Origin of the sequence: Acetobacter okinawensis JCM 25146 (assembly GCF_000613865.1) — a bacterium.
GTDB classification, from domain to species: Bacteria; Pseudomonadota; Alphaproteobacteria; order Acetobacterales; family Acetobacteraceae; genus Acetobacter; species Acetobacter okinawensis.
Genome location: NZ_BAJU01000015.1, coordinates 19,963 through 38,534 on the forward strand (window position 1 = coordinate 19,963; position 18,572 = coordinate 38,534).

Sequence of the window (18,572 nt, forward strand, 5' to 3'; positions counted from 1 at the left end):
GCACACCCGCATGAGTGTTGCCGTGACCCTCTCGCGCTATATTGCGCGGCAGTTCGTCCTGTCCGTACTGGCCATGATCGCCTCGCTCACAGGGGTTGTCTGCCTGTTCGACTTTATTGATCTGGTCCGTAGGGTTGCCACCCGCCCCAATGTGTCCACCAATATTGTGACCGAAATCGCAGGGCTGCATATTCCCTATTTTGCCATGGAAATCCTGCCTTTTGGCATCCTGCTGGGGGGGATTGTGTGTTTCTGGCGCCTGACCCGCTCATCCGAGTTAATTGTCGCCCGTGCGGCGGGTATTTCCGCCTGGCAGTTCCTTGCGGCCCCCCTTGCCTGCGCCATTCTTATTGGCACGATTGCAACCTGCCTGATTTCCCCCCTCTCCTCCGCCATGTACCACCGCGCGGAAGAGCTGGACCAACAGTACCTGCGCTCCGATGGCGGGCCGCTCAGTCTTTTTGGCGGGGCTCTGTGGCTCCGGCAGGCAGATACCCAATATGACCCCCATGGGGTAGCCATGCTACACGCGGGGGACGTCAAGGTGGAAGACGGGCAGCTCCATATCCGCAATGTCAGTGTTTTCAGACTGGATCATGAAAATCGGCTGATTATGCGAATCGAATCTCCGGATGGCTTCCTCAAAAGCCATGCATGGATGCTGCACAATGCGACTGTTGCAAAGCCAAACACCATTCTTCAGCCCACTGGCACGCTTATGCTGCCAACAACCCTGACCTTTGAACGTGTGCAGGAAAGTTTTGCATCACCCGATGCATTTTCCGTCTGGACATTGCCCGGCTTTATAAGACTGTTGGAACATTCGGGTTTTTCGTCCATACGCCACCGTATTCATTTTCAGTCCCTTCTGGCGCTGCCCATACTGGCAGGCACCATGGCGCTGGTTTCTGCCGGTTTTTCCATGCGTCCGTCACGCCGGGGTGGGGTCGCCAAAATGGTTGGGTCTGGCGTTATGGCGGGTTTTCTGCTTTTCACCATATCCAAAGTCGCCGAGCAGTTTGGAAAGTCAGGAGCACTCCCCCCCATTCTGGCTGCATGGGCACCTACCCTTGCCGGGCTCTGCCTTGCTGTTGCACTACTTCTTCATCTGGAGGATGGCTGATTGATCCTGGCGCTCCGGCCCTTTTGCAGCACCCTGCTGCACCGCCGCTCCGCTCTTAGCGCAGCAACCGCGCTGGGGAGTGTTGCGGCCTGTCTGGTGGTCAGCCAACCCAAGGCAGCGTTTGCCCAGTTCAGACCCCAGACCATGCACATCAATACCGGTCGCTCATCCTCCCCCGATGACCCGGCAACCTTTCAGGCCGACAAGGTCGATTACAACGATGTTGAGCATACCGTAACATGGACTGGTAACGTACAGGTCTGGCAGGGTGACCATGTCATGCGGGCCGACAAAATTGTCTATGACAGGGATACGGGCGTTATTGCCGCACGAGGCAATGTGGCAACTGTCCAGCCCGACGGATCGGTCGTTTATGCCCATTATGCCGAACTGACAGGCGGCATGAAGGATGGCATCATGCTCCACGTCAACTCCACCATGCCAGACAATGCCAAACTGGCAGCCAATGGCATGCGCCGCACCGGCGGCAAGGTCAACGAGCTCAGCCGCGTCGTCTATACCGCCTGCGAAATCTGCGAAAAAGATAAAACCCGCCCCCCCTTCTGGCAGTTCCGTGCCTTTAATGCGACACAGGACGTTGAGCACCAGAAAATAGACTTCCGCGATGCCTATCTGGATATTCTGGGCATCCCGGTCATTTACCTCCCCTATTTTTCCATGACGGACCCTTCCGCCAAACGGCGCAGCGGTTTTCTCATGCCCGGCATCACGCCGCATGACCGCTATCTGGGCACCTATATTACAATCCCCTATTACTGGGTCATCAACGAACAGTCAGACCTGAGCGTGCAGGGACTGTTTGCCACCCGAACAGCACCGCAAATCACCGGGCTTTACCGTAACCGCCTGAACTTTGGCGAACTGAATATCCGCGGCGGCGTCGCCTATGACACTCTCCGCGGACAGAACTACACCAACAACTTTGGCCAGCCGGTAGATAGCGGGAGCACCAGCCACGGTCTGCAAGGCCATATTTTTGCCAGCGGCGACTTCTCCATCAACCGGTACTGGCGCGGTGGGGCCAACATCAAGCTCGCCAGTTCCGCCAATTATATGCGTGACTATCGCGTGCCTGGCTATGGGTCGGATGTGCTTGCCTCCAACGCCTACCTTGAAGGATTTGGCACCGGCGCTTACAGCCGTCTGGATGCGCAGTACTATCAGGGCCTGAACCAGGGCGTTATCCACAACACGGACCTGCCCTTTGTCCTGCCACGTTATACCTATAGCTTTACAGGTCAGCCCGATATTCTGGGCGGCAGACTGAGCGTGGATACAACAGACTTCAACCTCAAGCGTGACAACGGGGTTTCTGACCAGCGCGGGGAACTCCAGCTTAACTGGAACCGCCCCTTCCACACCAAAATGGGTCAGCAGTTCCTGTTGACCCTGCGGCTGGATTCAATGGTTTACCGCGCCAAAAAGCTTTACCAGCAGCCAACCTATTACAATTCAGTGCATACTGTGGTCAGCGGGCAGGTTCTGCCGACCATTGCGCTTAAAACCAACTGGCCTTTTGTACGGAGCTTCGAGCACGGCCGGGGTACGCAGCTGATCGAACCGATTGTGCAGGGTATTTATGCCCCCAACACCGGCGCCGGAGTAAACGACCTGATCCCGAATGAAGACAGTCTGGCTTACGAATTTACTGACAGCACGCTCTTCTCCCTCAACCGCTATCAGGGCACGGACCGGCTTGATGGCGGGTTACGCGGCAACGTCGGCATTCACGCCAACTGGACATGGGACGGCCATGTGGTGGACCTGCTGGCGGGGGAAAGTTTTCAAGAACACATCACCCGTGACAGGCTCCCCAATTCCGGGCTGGACCATCATGCTTCCGACATTGTGGCACGGGCACGCTTTATCCCCACCCAGTATTTTGACTTTACCGCCCGCATGCGCTTGGACCCACACACAACCAAAATCAATTTCGGGGATGCGCTTTTCAGTGCAGGTGTGCCGCATTTCCATATTCGTGGCGGTTATGTTTATGAACCCGTAACCCCGTATTACTACTTTGCCACCAACTACCGCGCCTATTCCCCCACCCAGCTCTACACGCAGCAAACCAGTGAACTGAGCGGCGGCGGCTCGGTGGACTGGCGCAACTGGTATGCCTCCGCCTTTTCCCGACGCAGTCTGTCACGCAAGACCTTTGTCTCGGTCGGCGGGGATGTGGGGTACAGCAACGACTGCTTTGGCATCGACATCATGTACCTCAAGCAATACACGTACGTTGGCGGGCAGCAGCGTAACTCGACCTACCTTGTCACGGTAAGCCTTAAAACGCTGGGGGCCTTTGGCCTCAAGTAAGAACTGCTTCAAAAATAGTGCCATCTCCGGTATCACCAACAGATCGTTCTGATATGGCAGAAAGCTGAAAGACCGTTCCGTATGCGTCTGCGCTCCTTAACTCTGGCTTGTTGTTCCCTTACCGCGCTGGCTCTGCCACTCTGCGCGGCCGCGCCCCATGCGGCACTGGCGGCGACACACCACCACACACCATCTGGCAAACCCGCAACATCCGCCCAGACGCAACCCGAGCCCGACGACATGATCGTGGCGGTGGTGAACAGTATTCCCCTGACCAAAAGGGACGTGGACAACCGTGGCAAACTGTTTGCCCTCTCCACAGGACTGCCTGTCTCCGATGATCTGATGGCCCGCCTGCGCCCACAGATCATTCGCCAGATGATTGACGAAAAACTGCGCACGCAGGAAATTCTAAGCCGCCACATCAACATTGCGCCCGAACAGATTGCCGCTGCCATCGGGAATATTGAAAAACGCAATGGCATGCCCGAAGACCCTGCGCAGCCACCTTGCGCAGGATGGCGTCTCGCTCACCACGCTCATTGACCAGTTGCGGGTGCAGATTGGCTGGGTTCAGGTTCTGCGGCAGGAGCTGGGCCCCCGCTCCCGTGTGGCCGCTGGCGATATTGCCCAGCGTCAGGCTGCCCTGAAGCGCGAAGAAGGCCGGACGGAATACGAAATCAGCGAAATCTTCGTCAAGGTGGATGACCCCCGCCACGCGGAAGACGAGTTGGCCTTTACCAACACGGTTATTGAGGAACTGCACAAGGGAGCGCCCTTCCCCATTGTTGCGGCCCAGTTCTCCCAGAGCCAGACAGCGCTTGATGGTGGCTCCATGGGCTGGGTGCAGGAAGATGAACTCGACCCCAGCGTAGTCGATATTGTACGGCAGATGCCTGTTGGTGTTGGCGCTGTCTCCAACCCCATTACCGTGCCCGGCGGATTTGTGATTGTCACCTTAAACGGCAAGCGCGTGGTCGGCAAGGAAATGGGCCATATGGTTGACATCCGCCAGGTTTTTGTCGGGTTTGACACACCGCTGGACCCCCAGCACGTTACCCCGCAGCAGGAAGCCGCCCTGCAAAAAGCCATGCACATCAGCCAGACAACGCATAACTGCGCAGAGATGGAAGTGGCCAACAAAGCTGAAGGCGAGAAACGACCGGGCAATCCGGGCGAACTGCCGCTGGAGCGCCTGAACCCGCAGATGCAGTCAGTGCTAAGCGAGCTTCCACTCAATCAGGTCTCCCGCCCCATGGTCTCGCGCGAGGGGATTGCCCTGCTTATGGTCTGCTCCAAGACCGAAAAGAACTTTTCCAACCGCTCCCCGAGCGAAATTGCAGACCAGTTGATGAACGAGCGTGTGGAGCAGGCAGCGCGCCAGCTTGACAGCGATCTGCACCGCCGCGCCATGATTGACATGCGCGTTAAACTGAAAGGGGCGTAACCCTGCCTCCCGAACTGGAAAGCCTGCGCGATGTTATTCGCCGGCATGAGTTGGATGCCCGTAAGGCACTAGGCCAGCATTTTCTGCTCGACCCGGGCATTACCGACCATATTGCAGCCCTTGCAGGCTCTCTGGCCGGGCAGCATGTGGTAGAAGTAGGGCCCGGCCCCGGCGGTCTGACCCGCTCTTTGCTGGCTGCAGGTGCCAGTACGGTCACTGCCGTGGAACTGGATAGCCGCGCCGTTGCGGTTATTAAGGAGCTGGCACAGTTTTACCCAGACCGCCTGAGCGTGGTAGAAGCCGACGCCCTTAAGCTGGACCTGACAACACTCTGCCCCGCCCCAAGGCAGGTTGTGGCCAACCTGCCTTACAATGTTGCCACCCCCCTGCTCATAGGGTGGTTGCGTCAGGGTACGGCATGGGACAGGCTGACCCTGATGTTCCAATGGGAAGTGGCGGAGCGGATATGTGCTGCCCCCGACAGTGACCATTACGGCCGTCTGGCTGTTTTAAGCCAATGGTGTGCCGACTGCGCTGTGGTGATGAAGCTCCCCCCCGGAGCTTTTACGCCCCCTCCCGCAGTCTGGTCAGCCGTTGCCAGCATTACGCCCCACCGTAACCAGCCTTCCCCAGCCCTGTTTAAAGCTATGGAGCGCGTGACCGCCGCAGCTTTTGGCCAGAGACGCAAAATGCTGCGGGGGTCGTTAAAAAGCCTGAATGGGGAAAAGCTGCTGGTTGCTACAAATATTGATGGCACCCGCCGGGCCGAAACCCTGAGCATTGCAGAGTTCGACCAACTGGCGCAGGCGCATCTAGCACTTGGCTGACTAAAACTTAGCGGGTGGTTTTGGCTCTTTCTGCATCCACCATATAGTCACGGGTATAGGGTACCGCGCTGATGGAGGGGGAAAGCTGCAACTGGAAGTTCATGTGCCCCTGCACACGAAAAGCAAGTTCAGCCGCAACCAGATAGAACTCGAACATTCTGGCAAAGCGCTCATCATACATGGCGACGGCCTCCGCACGGCGGGTGGCAAAACGCTCACGCCAGATGGCAATCGTTCGGGCATAATGCAGGCGCAGGATTTCGCAGTCCGTAACCCATAAACCGGTCTGCTGCACGGCGGAAAACACCTCGCTCAATGCGGGAGAATACCCACCGGGGAAGATGTATTTATTCATCCATGGGTTGGTCGTCCCCGGCTCGTCGCTCCGGCCGATGGAGTGGATCAGGCTATGCCATCGGGGTTCAGGCTGTTGCGAACGGTTTCAAAAAACGCCTTGTAATGCCCCACCCCGACATGCTCGAACATACCGACCGAGACAATGCGGTCAAACCTGCGCCGCAAATGCCGGTAATCCAGCAGTTCAAACGTAACCTGCCCTGCAAGCCCTGCATCCTGCGCGCGCTGGCAGGCAAAAGCAAGCTGCTCCTGCGAAAGGGTGATGCCGGTTACAACCGCGCCGTAATCTTTGGCCAAAGTCAGGGCCATGCCCCCCCAGCCACAGCCAATATCCAGCACTTCCAGCCCCGGTCGGTCGAGTTTGAGCTTGGCGGCAATGTGGTGTTTTTTTGCTTCCTGTGCCTCGTCCAGTGTTTCCTCCCCGGTCTGGAAATAGGCGCAGGAATACTGCCAGTCCTTGTCCAGAAAGAGTTCGTACAGGCTGTTCCCCAGATCATAATGGTGGGCAACATTCTGCTTTGAGCGGGAAGTGGAATTAAACTGGATCCAGCCGCGCCGCACATAACGCAATGCCGCCGAAAGCTGCTCGGTAATATGCCCCGACGGGTTCATGGCATTGAGCATGAGCAGGTGCAGCAGGTCGTAGAGCGTGCACTCCAGCGGAGCAAGCCCGCCATCCATATAGGCTTCGCCAAATGCCAGACCGGGATTGAATACTAAAGATTTGACCGCTGCTGCATTTTTTAAATGCACTCCTGCGTGTGGTCCGTTTTTTTTGCCACTATAGGTGCTGGTCGTGCCATCCGGCCATAAAACGCGTAAGGAACCGGATTCCACAAAATGCCGTAAGATCGGGTCCAGAACGCGCTTCATGCTGAAATTTCCCTATATTTGAAAAATATCCTGTCACTGCATAGAGCGTAACGGACAAACCGACAAAAAAAAGGACCGGCCAAAGCCGATCCTCTTTTCACAGTCTCGCAAAAGCGAAAACTCAGGCTGTTGCGTCCTGAGCTTCAACTTCTTCAGCGTCAGCAACGATTTCGCCTTCAACAAAGGCTTCGTCACCGGCCAGCGTGGCTTCTTCTTCCACGGAGGTCGCTTCGCCACGTGCCTGACGTTCAGCTTCTTCCTGCGAACGGGCAACGTTAACGATAACAGACACGATCACTTCCGGGTGCAGTGCAACCTTGACTTCATACAGCCCCAGGGACTTGATGGGGTGCGCAAGGGAGACCTGCTGGCGGGAGATGGTAAAACCAGCTTCCGTCACGGACTGTGCCACGTCGCGGGTGCTCACGGAGCCATACAGGCTGCCGCTGTCACCAGCCTGACGGATCAGAACAACCGCCAGACCTTCCATCCGTTCGGACAGACGTTCTGCTTCTTCGCGGTTTTTGATGTTCTGTGCTTCAAGCTGTGCACGTTCACGATCAAAACGGGCACGGTTGGCTTCGTTCGCACGAATGGCCATGCCCTGCGGCAGCAGGTAGTTACGGGCATAACCCGGACGAACCTTTACCGCATCACCCATCTGCCCCAGATGCGCTACGCGCTGGAGCAGGATTACTTCTGTAGCAGCCATGGTTGTTCCCCTCAGCTTACAACGTAAGGAAGCAGAGCCAGGAAGCGGGCACGCTTGATAGCCTGCGCCAGCTCACGCTGCTTTTTTGCAGAAACCGCCGTAATACGGCTCGGCACGATCTTTCCACGTTCGGAAAGGAAGCGGCTGAGCAGACGGACGTCCTTGTAGTCGATCTTCGGCGCGTTGGGGCCGGAGAACGGGCAGGACTTGCGACGACGGTAGAACGGACGACGCGCGCCAACAGCCGGACGACGGGCGGCGGGGTTGATTTCTGTTGTTTCAGACATCTGAATTACTCCGCTGCGTTTTCTGGCTGGTCAGCAATCCGGTCGTCGCCACCGCGACGGCCACCACGGCCGCTTTCAAAACGACCACCGGCTGGCTTGGCGCCACCACGGAAGCTGCCACGTTCGCCACGGTCTTCGCCCTTGCGGGACAGAACGGGGGACGGTGCTTCGTCAATTTCATCGACACGCAGCGTCAGCAGACGCAGGACGTCTTCGTTGAGGGACAGCTGGCGTTCAATTTCCTTGAGCAGCTCCGAGCGCACTTCCAGACCCAGAAGAGCGTAGTGGCCCTTGCGGTTCTTTTTGATGCGGTATGCAAGGCTGCGCAGGCCCCAGTATTCACGCTTGCGAACGGCACCGCCGTCTGCTTCGATCTGAGCGGCAATACCGTCCAGAATAGCGTCCACCTGCTGCTGAGAAATATCATTACGTGCAATAAGCACGCTTTCGTAAAGTGGCATGTTTGCTCCCTTCGGATACAATCAACCCACCCGCGCCGAACCCTTTCGGCAGCGGTGCCTCTGAACACGCCAGAAACTACGGGTATAGCCGGACCAATGCCTGAGCCCGGCAGGGAAAGGCAGTCTCAACCACAGCCAGCGTAAAAAAGCAAGAATTTTCAGCCGCGCAGATGCGCAGGAATGTCCAGCCCCAGCCGGTCTGGCACATCCCACTCCTCCTCCACACGGCGGATCACTGTAAAGCCCATCTGCTGGTACAGCGGCAGGGCGCGCGGATGGTCGGCTGTACAGGTGTTGACCCGCACGGTTCTAGGGTTGCTGGCCCATGCCCGACGCACAACCCCGTCCAGAAAAGCCCGCCCGACTCCCTGCCCTATTGCCTCTGGCAACAGGCCAAAATACGCCAGATTGACATTCTCCGGGTCCGTCAGATTCAACTCGTAAAAACCACGAATGTGGCCGTGCTCACGTAGCAGGCCAATTTTTATGGGTGCTGTGGCCAGCAACTGGTCCAATGCCTTGTCAGACAGAACCTGCCGCATCCACCAGCAGCACTGTCGGCCCACACCAAAATGCAGGCTGCGGTACTGTGGCACAGACAGATGCACGTCATCTTCAAGCACCCACCATCTGCAACGTCAGGGCTGGCGTTGCGGGTGGGCTGTTCATGCGCATGAAGGTCACAACAACCTTCATGCGCGTAACCGGCTGAAGAAAGCCTAGATCAGTTATCATCCAGGAAGGAGCGCAGCTTGCGGCTGCGGCTGGGGTGCTTGAGCTTGCGCAGGGCCTTGGCCTCAATCTGGCGAATACGCTCGCGGGTCACGTTGAACTGCTGCCCCACCTCCTCAAGCGTATGGTCAGTGTTCATGCCAATACCAAAGCGCATCCGCAGCACACGTTCCTCACGCGGGGTGAGGGATGCCAGAACCCGCGTTGTAGCCTCACGCAGGTTGGTCTGAATTGCCGCATCCAGCGGAATGACCGCCGTTTTATCCTCAATAAAGTCCCCAAGGTGGCTGTCTTCCTCATCCCCGATCGGGGTTTCGAGAGAGATCGGCTCCTTGGCAATTTTGAGCACCTTGCGCACTTTTTCCAGCGGCATGCCCAGCTTTTCCGCCAGTTCCTCGGGCGCGGGTTCGCGACCGATTTCATGCAGCATCTGGCGCGACGTGCGAACCAGCTTGTTGATCGTCTCGATCATATGCACAGGAATACGGATTGTGCGTGCCTGATCGGCGATAGAGCGGGTAATGGCCTGCCGGATCCACCATGTGGCATAGGTGGAGAACTTGTAACCACGGCGGTATTCGAACTTGTCCACCGCCTTCATCAACCCGATGTTCCCCTCCTGAATCAGGTCAAGGAACTGGAGGCCACGGTTTGTGTATTTTTTAGCAATCGAAATAACCAGCGCAGGTTGGCCTCGATCATTTCCTTTTTGGCGCGTGCTGAATCGCGCTCGCCACGAGCAACCGTTGCATACACACGCCGGAACTCACCAATTGGCAGCCCGGTTTCCTGCGCCAGACCGGCCACATTGTTACGCAGGTCCACAACGGTTGGCGCATGCTTGGCCACAAAGTTTTTCCATGACCGGCCCGGCAATGCGGAGGCCATGTCCATCCAGCCCGGATCCAGCTCGCGGCCGCGATACTTCAGCAAAAAGTCATCGCGGGAGACGCGGCAGCTTTCTGCCAGACGCAGCATCCGCCCTTCCAGCACGTTCAGGCGCTGGAACATCTGCTTGAGCTGGGCCACCAGATCTTCAATCCGGTTGTTGTGCAGGTGCACCTGCTCAACCTTGCTGACCAGCTGGTCACGCAGCGCAATGTATTTTTCCTCAAACGTCCCGTCCACGTCCTCACCGGAGGTCAGGGCCTCGATCCGGTGGACCTGCAATTTGCGCAGGGCCTCGTAGAGCGGTTCAATTTCGGCAAAATGCGCAAGAATTTCCGGCTTGAGCTTCTCTTCCAGCGCGGAAAGCGACAGGCCGCTGCCTTCACCTTCCATATCACCTTCGGATTCGCTTTCGGCTTCTTCCGTTTCCTCTGCCTCGGATTCGGATTCCGTAAACCCTTCGCCCTCGGCACCCTCTTCCATTGGGCCACCACTCTGCATGGCCTCAAGGTCCACAATGTCACGCAGCAGCATTTCATTGTTCAGGATTTTTTCGTGCCAAGAGATAATGGCGCGGAAGGTCAGCGGGCTTTCGCACAGGCCGCCGATCATTTCGTCCCGGCCAGCCTCGATCCGCTTTGCAATGGCGATTTCGCCTTCGCGGGAGAGCAGCTCGACCGTGCCCATCTCACGCAGGTACATGCGCACGGGGTCATCCGTGCGACCGGCACTTTCGTTCACATTACCGGCGGCAGGACTTTCCGCATCAGATTCGGATTCGGTTTCTTCCTCGTCCGATTCCTCATCGTCTTCGGCCGGCTTCTGGGCCTCGCCTTCCTCGCTCTCTTCGCTTTCGACCACCTGAATGCCCATTTCGGACAGGTTGGCCATAATGTCCTCGATCTGTTCGGAGGACATTTTATCCTGCGGCAGAACGGCATTCAGCTCATCAAACGTGATGCATCCCCGCTCGCGCCCTTTTGCGACCAGTTTTTTGACCGCGGATGACTGTGTATCCAACAGGCTGGAATCACCATCCTGTTCCTGCGCTGCGTTCGTTGATGCCGTTTTTGTCGCCATGCCAGACCTGCTCCCTCCCCCATCTGCATTCCGGACAGAATACAGAACGACCAGTTTACCACACTACACTGTTCACGTTATTCGGGGCGGGCAGGACGTGGGATATACTGAGCACGAAGTCAAGAGGAACACCCTCAGGAACATTCAAACGCCGCTCAGATATCCGCATCATCCAGTCCGCCACGGCGCAGACGCTCCATGGCTTCCAGCCGCGCCTGCAATCTCTGCCACTGGCTGGTATCTCCCGTTTTTTCCGAAAAAAAACGGGCTACATCGTCCGTAACCTCACGTATGAACTGGTCACGGTACAGCAAGCCATAAAAATGCCACCATCGTGTTCTGGCGGCAACAGTCTCCACATCTCCATGGCTCAGGCCCGTGCCATCAACACGCATGAGAGGCGCCAGAGTTGCCGCCTGCCCATGTTCTTCCAGCCATGTCCGCAGGTCATCCCCCGTCTGGGGCAGACGCCCATCGGCCGACAGGTCCAGCAGCACACCACGCAATGGCGCAAAATCTACCGGTAAGTCAAGGCGGCACAAGGCTTCTTCCATTTCCTCCACCAGTTGTGGATGCTCCACAAGTAGCAGCAGCATCAGCCGTTGCAACTCCCGCTCGTGGTTCATATCCACTGTATGCGAATCCCGCACAGCACCCTGTGCGGCAAACGCCTGCGCCCCACCCTTCTGCCGCCCGCGCCCCTGCTGGCGGAAGGTGGCAAAAAAACGGTCTAGCAGCGTAACCCGGTATTCTGCCGCAAGAGCTTTGTCGGGGATAAGGGCTGCAACGTCGCTCAGCCTGCGCCGCAGGGCGGCTCTTTCCTCCGGCCCCGGATTGCTTACGCCCCCCACCAGCAGATCAAACAGCACGCTCGACAGAGGGGCCGCTCCGGCAAAAAGCTCCGACACAAAGGGTGCCCCACGCTGACGGACCAGACTGTCGGGGTCCTCACCATCTGGTAGCAGGCAGATGCGCAGGCTGTGCTCTGGTGCCAGCAGGGGCAAGCCGGTTTCCGCCGCCTTGACCGCCGCCCGTCGACCCGCGCCATCGCCATCAAAACACAGGATAGGCGCACGATCGACCTGCCACAGCACCTCCAGCTGCTCAGGGGTCAGCGCCGTACCAAGTGGTGCCACCGCCCCCGTAAAGCCGGCCTGATGCAGGGCTATGACGTCCATATACCCTTCCACCACAATCAGGTCCGGGGCTGCCATTCCTCTGGGCCTTGGCGCACGCACGGCCGCGCGCGCGCGGTCCAGACCGAACAGCAGCCTGCGCTTGGAAAAAAGTGGTGTTTCCGGTCCATTCAGGTATTTGGGCTGCCCATCGCCCAGAATACGCCCCCCAAAAGAGACAAGCCGCCCCTTGCGGTCACGTATGGGAAAAGTCACGCGCCCCCAGAACAGCTCGCCCTTGGGGCGACCATCCTCGTCCACACGCATCAGCCCTGCCTCGGCCATCTGCTCAGGGGTAATGCCCTGCGGGGCCAGTGCTTCCACCAGATGCCCACGCCCTGCGCTGGCCCAGCCAAGCCCAAAGGCGGCAATGGTCTCCCGCGTTAAGCCCCGCCCCAGCAGGTAGTCCAGCCCGGCACGCCCCTCGGGCTTGTAAAGGGCTGCCGACCATACCGCCTGAGCTGCCTCAAGCACACCCTCCAGCGAACGCGCACGGGCCACCTCCTCCCGCGTGGTGCGGGTGTCTTTTGGCACCTCCATGCCTGCGGCCGTGGACAATTCCTCCACCGCCTCGGGGAAGTTCTTGCCCTCCATCTGCATGACAAAGGAGATCACATCCCCATGCACCCCGCAGCCGAAGCAGTGGAAGTGGTCGTCATACACATAAAACGAGGGCGTTTTTTCCCCGTGGAAGGGGCAACAGCCTTTCCAGTTCCTGCCTGAGCGGGCGAGTTTGACCCTGCGCCCGATAACAGACGTTATGGGCGTGCGTGCGCGCAGTTCGTCCAGAAAGTTGGAATCAATGGCCATATGCCGCGCGCCGCCCCGCCGCCTAGCCCAGCAGCGCCTTTACGGCTGCACTCGCGCGGCTCATGTCCAGAGCGGCACCAAAGCGGCCTTTGAGCACACCCATGACCTTGCCCATATCCTTCATGGACGCGGCACCGGTAGAGGCAACAGCCTCCTTGACTGCTGCGGCCAGGGTGGCCTCATCCAGTTCGGGGGGCAGGTAGCCACGGATCACCGCAATTTCGGCCTCTTCCTTGTCCGCCAGTTCGGGGCGTCCGGCATCGCGGTACAATGTGGCGGATTCCGTGCGGGACTTGATCATGCCGCGCAGGGCGGAAATACCGTCCTCCTCGCTCAGCCCTTCCTGCCCCTTTGCACGGCCTGCGATTTCCACATCCTTAAGCTTGGCCGTGACCATGCGAATGGTTGCAACCCGGGCACTTTCTCCCGCCTTCATTGCGGTTTTCAGGTCTGCCATCAGGCTTTCACGAAGGGTCATGCTTCTCTACACTCCATATTCGTATTACAGTCTTGCCGTCGTTGAGCACCATATCACCCGGCGGCACAAAAAAGACCACGCCTAAAGACAGACGCTGTGATGTGGCGATAAATCCCCAAGTGGGAAAAAGCTTCCCACACACCCCGCGCACCCCAGATCCTGAGTGGGAAATTTCTTCCCACCTCCGTGACATGCTGCTAAAAGAGCATCTGGAGGAGGAACCATCTTGCCCATGCCCATGTCAATCGACTCCATTATCGCCCGCATTGGCGGCCCGGAGGCCACGGCGCGGCTGACCGGCGTTGGCACCGAGGCCATTCGCAAATGGCGACAGGCGCAGGCCATTCCCTCCCGCCATTGGCCTGCCATTGCACAGGCCACCGGTCTTTCCCTTCAGGACCTTCAGCCCACCCCCGCAGTTACAGACAGACCCTCCCCCCTTGCGGGAGGCAGCCAGACAGGATCATCCATGCCTCAAGCCCGCCCGGATGGCGCGACCGCCGCTCTTGTTCTCGCAGATGGCAGCGTATTGTGGGGGAAAGGCTTTGGCGCCTTCACACCCAAACCCGCCATTGGGGAAATCTGCTTTTCCACCGGCATGACCGGGTATCAGGAAACCCTGACCGACCCTTCCTTTGCCGGGCAGATCATCACCTTTACCTTTCCGCATATTGGCAATGTCGGCACGAACGCGCTGGATGATGAAGCCGCACGTCCCGCAGCCCTTGGTCTGGTGGTCAAGGAAGACCCGACCGAACAGGCCAACTGGCGCGCCACAAGCGGCCTGGATGCGTGGCTCAAGCAGCACGGCACCCCCGGCATTGCCGGTGTGGATACCCGTAGCCTGACGCTGAAAATCCGCGATGGCGGCGCACAGACCGCAGCCCTTGTCTTCCCCGCCGATGGCAAGTTTGATCTGGACGCCATTGCTGCCGAAGTGGCCGCGTGGCCGGGGCTGGAAGGCATGGACCTTGCCAAGGAAGTCACCTGCGCCGCCCCCTATGCATGGTCCGAGGGCGTATGGTCATGGCCCGACAACACTGCCGCCCCCACAGGCAAGCGCCGCAAGGTTGTGGCCGTGGACTACGGCGCAAAACGCAACATCCTACGCTGCCTTGTCAGTGCCGGGTGCGATGTGACCGTAGTGCCCGCCACCACCACCGGTGAGCAGATTCTCGCACTCAAGCCCGAAGGGGTGTTCCTCTCCAACGGTCCGGGCGATCCGGCTGCGACGGCAAGCTATGCCGTGCCTGCCATCCGCACCGTGCTGGAAGCGGGCATACCGCTGTTTGGCATCTGCCTTGGCCACCAGCTGCTGGCACAGGCACTGGGCGCCAAAACCTACAAGATGGAACGCGGCCACCGCGGCGCCAACCAGCCCGTGCAGGACCTTGCAACCGGCAAGGTAGAAATTACCAGCCAGAACCACGGCTTTGCTGTGGATGCGGCAACTCTGCCCGAAGATGCGCATGTCACCCACATCAGCCTTTTTGATGGCTCGAACGAGGGGCTGGCGTCTGACAAATACGCAGCGTTTTCCGTGCAGTACCACCCCGAGGCAAGCCCCGGCCCGTCCGACAGCTTCTATCTGTTCGAACGCTTTGTCACCCTGATCGACACCAACGGCGTCAAACACTAACAGGACCGAACGCATCATGCCCAAACGGACAGACATCCGCTCCATCCTCATCATCGGCGCCGGTCCCATTGTTATCGGTCAGGCGTGCGAATTTGACTATTCCGGCGCGCAGGCCTGTAAGGCCCTGCGGGAAGAAGGGTACCGGGTCATTCTGGTCAACTCCAACCCCGCCACCATCATGACCGACCCCGGCCTTGCGGACGCCACTTATGTGGAACCGATTACGCCAGAAGTGGTCGAGCGCATTATCCTCAAGGAAAAACCCGACGCGGTGCTGCCCACCATGGGCGGGCAGACAGCGCTGAACACAGCCATGGCGCTGCATGCTTCGGGTTTTCTGGAAAAGCATAATGTCGAGCTGATCGGCGCCAAGGCCGATGTGATCGACCGCGCCGAAGACCGCCAGAAGTTCCGCGAGGCCATGGACGCCATTGGCATTGAAAGCCCACGCAGCTTTATTGCCCACACGCTGGCCGAAGCGCACGAGGCACTCAAGCAGATTGGCTTCCCCACCATTATCCGCCCCTCCTTTACCATGGGTGGCTCAGGCGGCGGCATTGCCTATAACCGCGAAGAATTCGAGCGGATTGTCCTCTCCGGCCTTGATGCCTCGCCCACCACGGAAGTGCTGGTCGAAGAGTCTGTACTGGGCTGGAAAGAGTACGAAATGGAAGTTGTGCGCGACACGGCGGACAACTGCATTATCATCTGCTCGATCGAGAACATCGACCCCATGGGTGTGCATACGGGTGACTCCATTACGGTCGCCCCTGCCCTGACACTGACCGACAAGGAATACCAGCGGCTGCGTGATGCCTCCCTGGCCTGCCTGCGGGCCATCGGGGTGGAAACCGGCGGCTCCAACGTGCAGTTCGGCATCAACCCCGTTGATGGCCGCATGGTGGTGATCGAGATGAACCCCCGTGTCTCGCGCTCCTCGGCACTAGCCTCCAAGGCAACGGGCTTCCCCATTGCCAAGGTCGCAGCCAAGCTGGCCGTGGGCTACACGCTCGATGAGCTGAAGAACGACATCACACGTACAACGCCAGCGTCCTTCGAGCCGACAATCGACTATGTTGTCGTCAAGATCCCGCGCTTTACGTTTGAAAAATTCCCCGGCGCACCCGCCCTGCTCTCCACGTCCATGAAGTCGGTTGGCGAGGCCATGGCCATTGGCCGTTCCTTCCCCGAAGCGCTGCAAAAAGGCCTGCGCTCCATGGAAACCGGCCTGTATGGGCTGGACCCGGTGGAAGTCCCCGGCGATGGCGGGGAAGACGCTTTTCGTGCAGCACTCTCCCAGCCACGGCCGGAACGTATTCTCATGGCAGCGCAGGCGCTGCGCTCTGGCCTGTCGGTCGAGGCCATTCACGAGGCCTGCAAGTTTGAACCGTGGTTCCTGCGTGAGATGGAAAAAATCATCCGCGCCGAGCGTGACGTGGAACACCACGGCCTACCCAAAGACGCACAGGGCCTGCGCCGCCTCAAGGCGCTTGGCTTCTCAGACGTGCAGCTCTCCCGCCTGTCCGGCACCCAGCCGGAGGAAGTGGCCAAGCTCCGGGCAGAAGCAGGCGTAAACCCTGTTTACCGCCGGATCGATACCTGCGCGGGCGAGTTCGCCTCCGCAACACCGTATATGTATTCCAGCTACGAAGGGCATTTTGCCCCTCCGGTCTGTGAATCCAACCCGACGGACCGGGAAAAGATTGTCATCCTCGGTGGTGGTCCCAACCGTATTGGTCAGGGGATCGAGTTCGACTACTGCTGTGTTCATGCCTCCTACGCCCTGCGTGAGGCCGGGTATGAGACCATTATGGTCAACTGTAACCCCGAGACGGTCTCCACCGACTATGACACGTCCGACCGTCTGTATTTTGAACCGCTGACGGCGGAAGATGTCATTGCCCTGATCCGCTGCGAACAGAGCAACGGTACGGTCAAGGGCTGCATTGTGCAGTACGGCGGGCAGACCCCGCTCAAGCTCTCCCGCGCACTGGAAGCTGCAGGCATTCCGCTGCTGGGCACCCCGCTGACGCCATTGACCGTGCAGAAGACCGCGAGCGCTTCCAGGCCATGCTGCACAAGCTTGGCCTGCGCCAGCCCGAAAACGGCATTGCCCGCAGCCCCGAAGAAGCCGAGGCCGTGGCCGAACGCGTAGGCTACCCGGTGGTTGTCCGCCCATCCTACGTGCTGGGTGGCCGGGCGATGGAAATTGTGTATGACCGCGCCTCCCTCCAGCGTTACATGCGTGACGTGCTGCGGGTCGCGGGGCATGAAATTTCCTCCGGCCCCATCCTGCTTGACCGCTACCTGAACGAGGCGATTGAGGCGGATGTGGACTGCATTGCCGACGGCACGGATGTGTACGTGGCCGGGGTAATGGAACACATTGAGGAAGCGGGCATCCACTCGGGCGACAGCGCATGCGCCCTTCCGCCCTACACGCTCTCCCCCGCCATTGTGACCGAACTCAAGGCCCAGACCGAGGCCATGGCGCGTGAGCTTGGCATTGTGGGGCTGATGAACGTCCAGTACGCAATCAAGGATCAGGAGATCTTTGTGCTGGAAGTCAACCCGCGTGCTTCGCGCACCGTGCCGTTCGTGGCCAAGGCAACGGGGGTTCCCGTAGCCAAGATTGGCGCACGGGTCATGGCGGGCAGCAAGCTGAGCGGCTTTAATCTGGACGACCGGGCGGTTGTGCCGCATGTGGCGGTCAAGGAAGCCGTGTTCCCCTTCAACCGCTTTGCGGAAGTGGACACCATTCTTGGGCCGGAAATGCGCTCTACGGGTGAGGTCATGGGGCTGGATACCTCCTTTGAGCGGGCCTTTGCCAAGTCCCAGCTTGGGGCGGGTGTACGCCTGCCCATGAGTGGTACTGTGTTCTTGTCCGTGCGTGAGAGCGACAAGCCGCAACTGCCCCCGCTGGGCCGCCTGCTGGCTCCATGGGCTTTAAAATCGTGGCAACACGGGGCACGGCACGCAAGCTGCGTGAGTCCGGCATTGATGTCAGTGTGGTCAACAAGGTGCTCGAAGGACGCCCGCACTGCGTGGACGCCATCCGCTCGGGCGAAGTGCAGATGGTCATCAACACCGCACAGGGTGCACAGTCGGTTGCCGACAGTTTTGACATCCGCCGTTCCGCCCTTGTGCTGGGTATTCCGCACTACACCACCATGGCGGGCGCGCGCGCTGCAATCCACGCTATTGCGGCAATGCGCGAAGGACCGCTTGATGTTGCGCCACTTCAGTCATACTTTAGTGGTTCGTTCTGAGCACTGGGGGTAGCCTGACCGGCTGCCCCCTGCGTTCCATGCCGGGCCAAACCCCACGAGTGTGAGGCGTCACCCGA

At 59.1% G+C, this 18,572-nt stretch carries 10 protein-coding genes and 4 pseudogenes; 6 read left to right on the forward strand and 8 right to left on the reverse strand.

The window, feature by feature from the left end; translation table 11 throughout:
* The first annotated feature begins 10 nt into the window (after positions 1 to 10).
* From lptG to rsmA, 4 genes and pseudogenes are all read left to right on the forward strand, one after another.
* Positions 11 to 1,123: an LPS export ABC transporter permease LptG gene (lptG, locus tag JCM25146_RS08125; protein WP_025827185.1), complete on the forward strand. Its 1,113-nt coding sequence runs from the start codon at positions 11 to 13 to the stop codon at positions 1,121 to 1,123.
* A gap of 6 nt (positions 1,124 to 1,129) precedes the next feature.
* Entirely contained in the window at positions 1,130 to 3,460 is a 2,331-nt protein-coding gene (locus JCM25146_RS08130; RefSeq protein ID WP_025827186.1) for an LPS-assembly protein LptD, read from the forward strand.
* An 81-nt stretch (positions 3,461 to 3,541) separates the two neighbouring features.
* Positions 3,542 to 4,907 (forward strand): annotated as a pseudogene (locus JCM25146_RS18190) (peptidylprolyl isomerase).
* A gap of 50 nt (positions 4,908 to 4,957) precedes the next feature.
* On the forward strand, positions 4,958 to 5,734 hold the full coding sequence (gene rsmA, locus JCM25146_RS08140) for a 16S rRNA (adenine(1518)-N(6)/adenine(1519)-N(6))-dimethyltransferase RsmA (protein ID WP_242401003.1): 777 nt from the start codon (positions 4,958 to 4,960) through the stop codon (positions 5,732 to 5,734).
* Between the two features lie 7 nt (positions 5,735 to 5,741).
* Here rsmA and JCM25146_RS18195 read toward each other — a convergent pair.
* The 8 genes and pseudogenes from JCM25146_RS18195 to JCM25146_RS08180 form a co-directional block, all read right to left on the reverse strand.
* Positions 5,742 to 6,964 (reverse strand): annotated as a pseudogene (locus JCM25146_RS18195) (class I SAM-dependent methyltransferase).
* A 121-nt stretch (positions 6,965 to 7,085) separates the two neighbouring features.
* Positions 7,086 to 7,676, reverse strand: a complete 591-nt coding sequence (gene rplI / locus JCM25146_RS08150) for a 50S ribosomal protein L9 (RefSeq protein WP_025827190.1) — start codon at positions 7,674 to 7,676, stop codon at positions 7,086 to 7,088.
* Positions 7,677 to 7,687: 11 nt separating this feature from the next.
* Positions 7,688 to 7,963 carry a 30S ribosomal protein S18 gene (rpsR, locus tag JCM25146_RS08155; protein WP_025827191.1) on the reverse strand — a complete coding sequence of 92 codons (276 nt, stop codon included), beginning with the start codon at positions 7,961 to 7,963 and terminating at the stop codon, positions 7,688 to 7,690.
* 5 nt (positions 7,964 to 7,968) lie between these two features.
* Positions 7,969 to 8,424 carry a 30S ribosomal protein S6 gene (gene rpsF / locus JCM25146_RS08160; protein WP_025827192.1) on the reverse strand — a complete coding sequence of 152 codons (456 nt, stop codon included), beginning with the start codon at positions 8,422 to 8,424 and terminating at the stop codon, positions 7,969 to 7,971.
* A gap of 158 nt (positions 8,425 to 8,582) precedes the next feature.
* Entirely contained in the window at positions 8,583 to 9,047 is a 465-nt protein-coding gene (locus JCM25146_RS18200) for a GNAT family N-acetyltransferase (protein ID WP_242401004.1), read from the reverse strand.
* Between the two features lie 101 nt (positions 9,048 to 9,148).
* A pseudogene (rpoD, locus tag JCM25146_RS18205) lies at positions 9,149 to 11,124 on the reverse strand (RNA polymerase sigma factor RpoD).
* A gap of 155 nt (positions 11,125 to 11,279) precedes the next feature.
* Complete coding sequence (gene dnaG / locus JCM25146_RS08175; protein WP_025827193.1) at positions 11,280 to 13,109, reverse strand: DNA primase; 1,830 nt, start codon at positions 13,107 to 13,109, stop codon at positions 11,280 to 11,282.
* 22 nt (positions 13,110 to 13,131) lie between these two features.
* A complete protein-coding gene (locus tag JCM25146_RS08180; protein WP_025827195.1) occupies positions 13,132 to 13,587 on the reverse strand; it encodes a GatB/YqeY domain-containing protein in 456 nt (151 codons plus the stop codon).
* Positions 13,588 to 13,819: 232 nt separating this feature from the next.
* On the opposite strand from JCM25146_RS08180, the gene carA reads away from it, so the two are divergent.
* Both carA and carB read left to right on the forward strand, forming a co-directional pair.
* Positions 13,820 to 15,226, forward strand: coding sequence for a glutamine-hydrolyzing carbamoyl-phosphate synthase small subunit (carA, locus tag JCM25146_RS08185; RefSeq protein ID WP_025827196.1), 1,407 nt, complete (start codon positions 13,820 to 13,822; stop codon positions 15,224 to 15,226).
* 16 nt (positions 15,227 to 15,242) lie between these two features.
* Positions 15,243 to 18,495, forward strand: a pseudogene (gene carB / locus JCM25146_RS18210) (carbamoyl-phosphate synthase large subunit).
* The last annotated feature ends 77 nt before the right edge of the window (positions 18,496 to 18,572 follow it).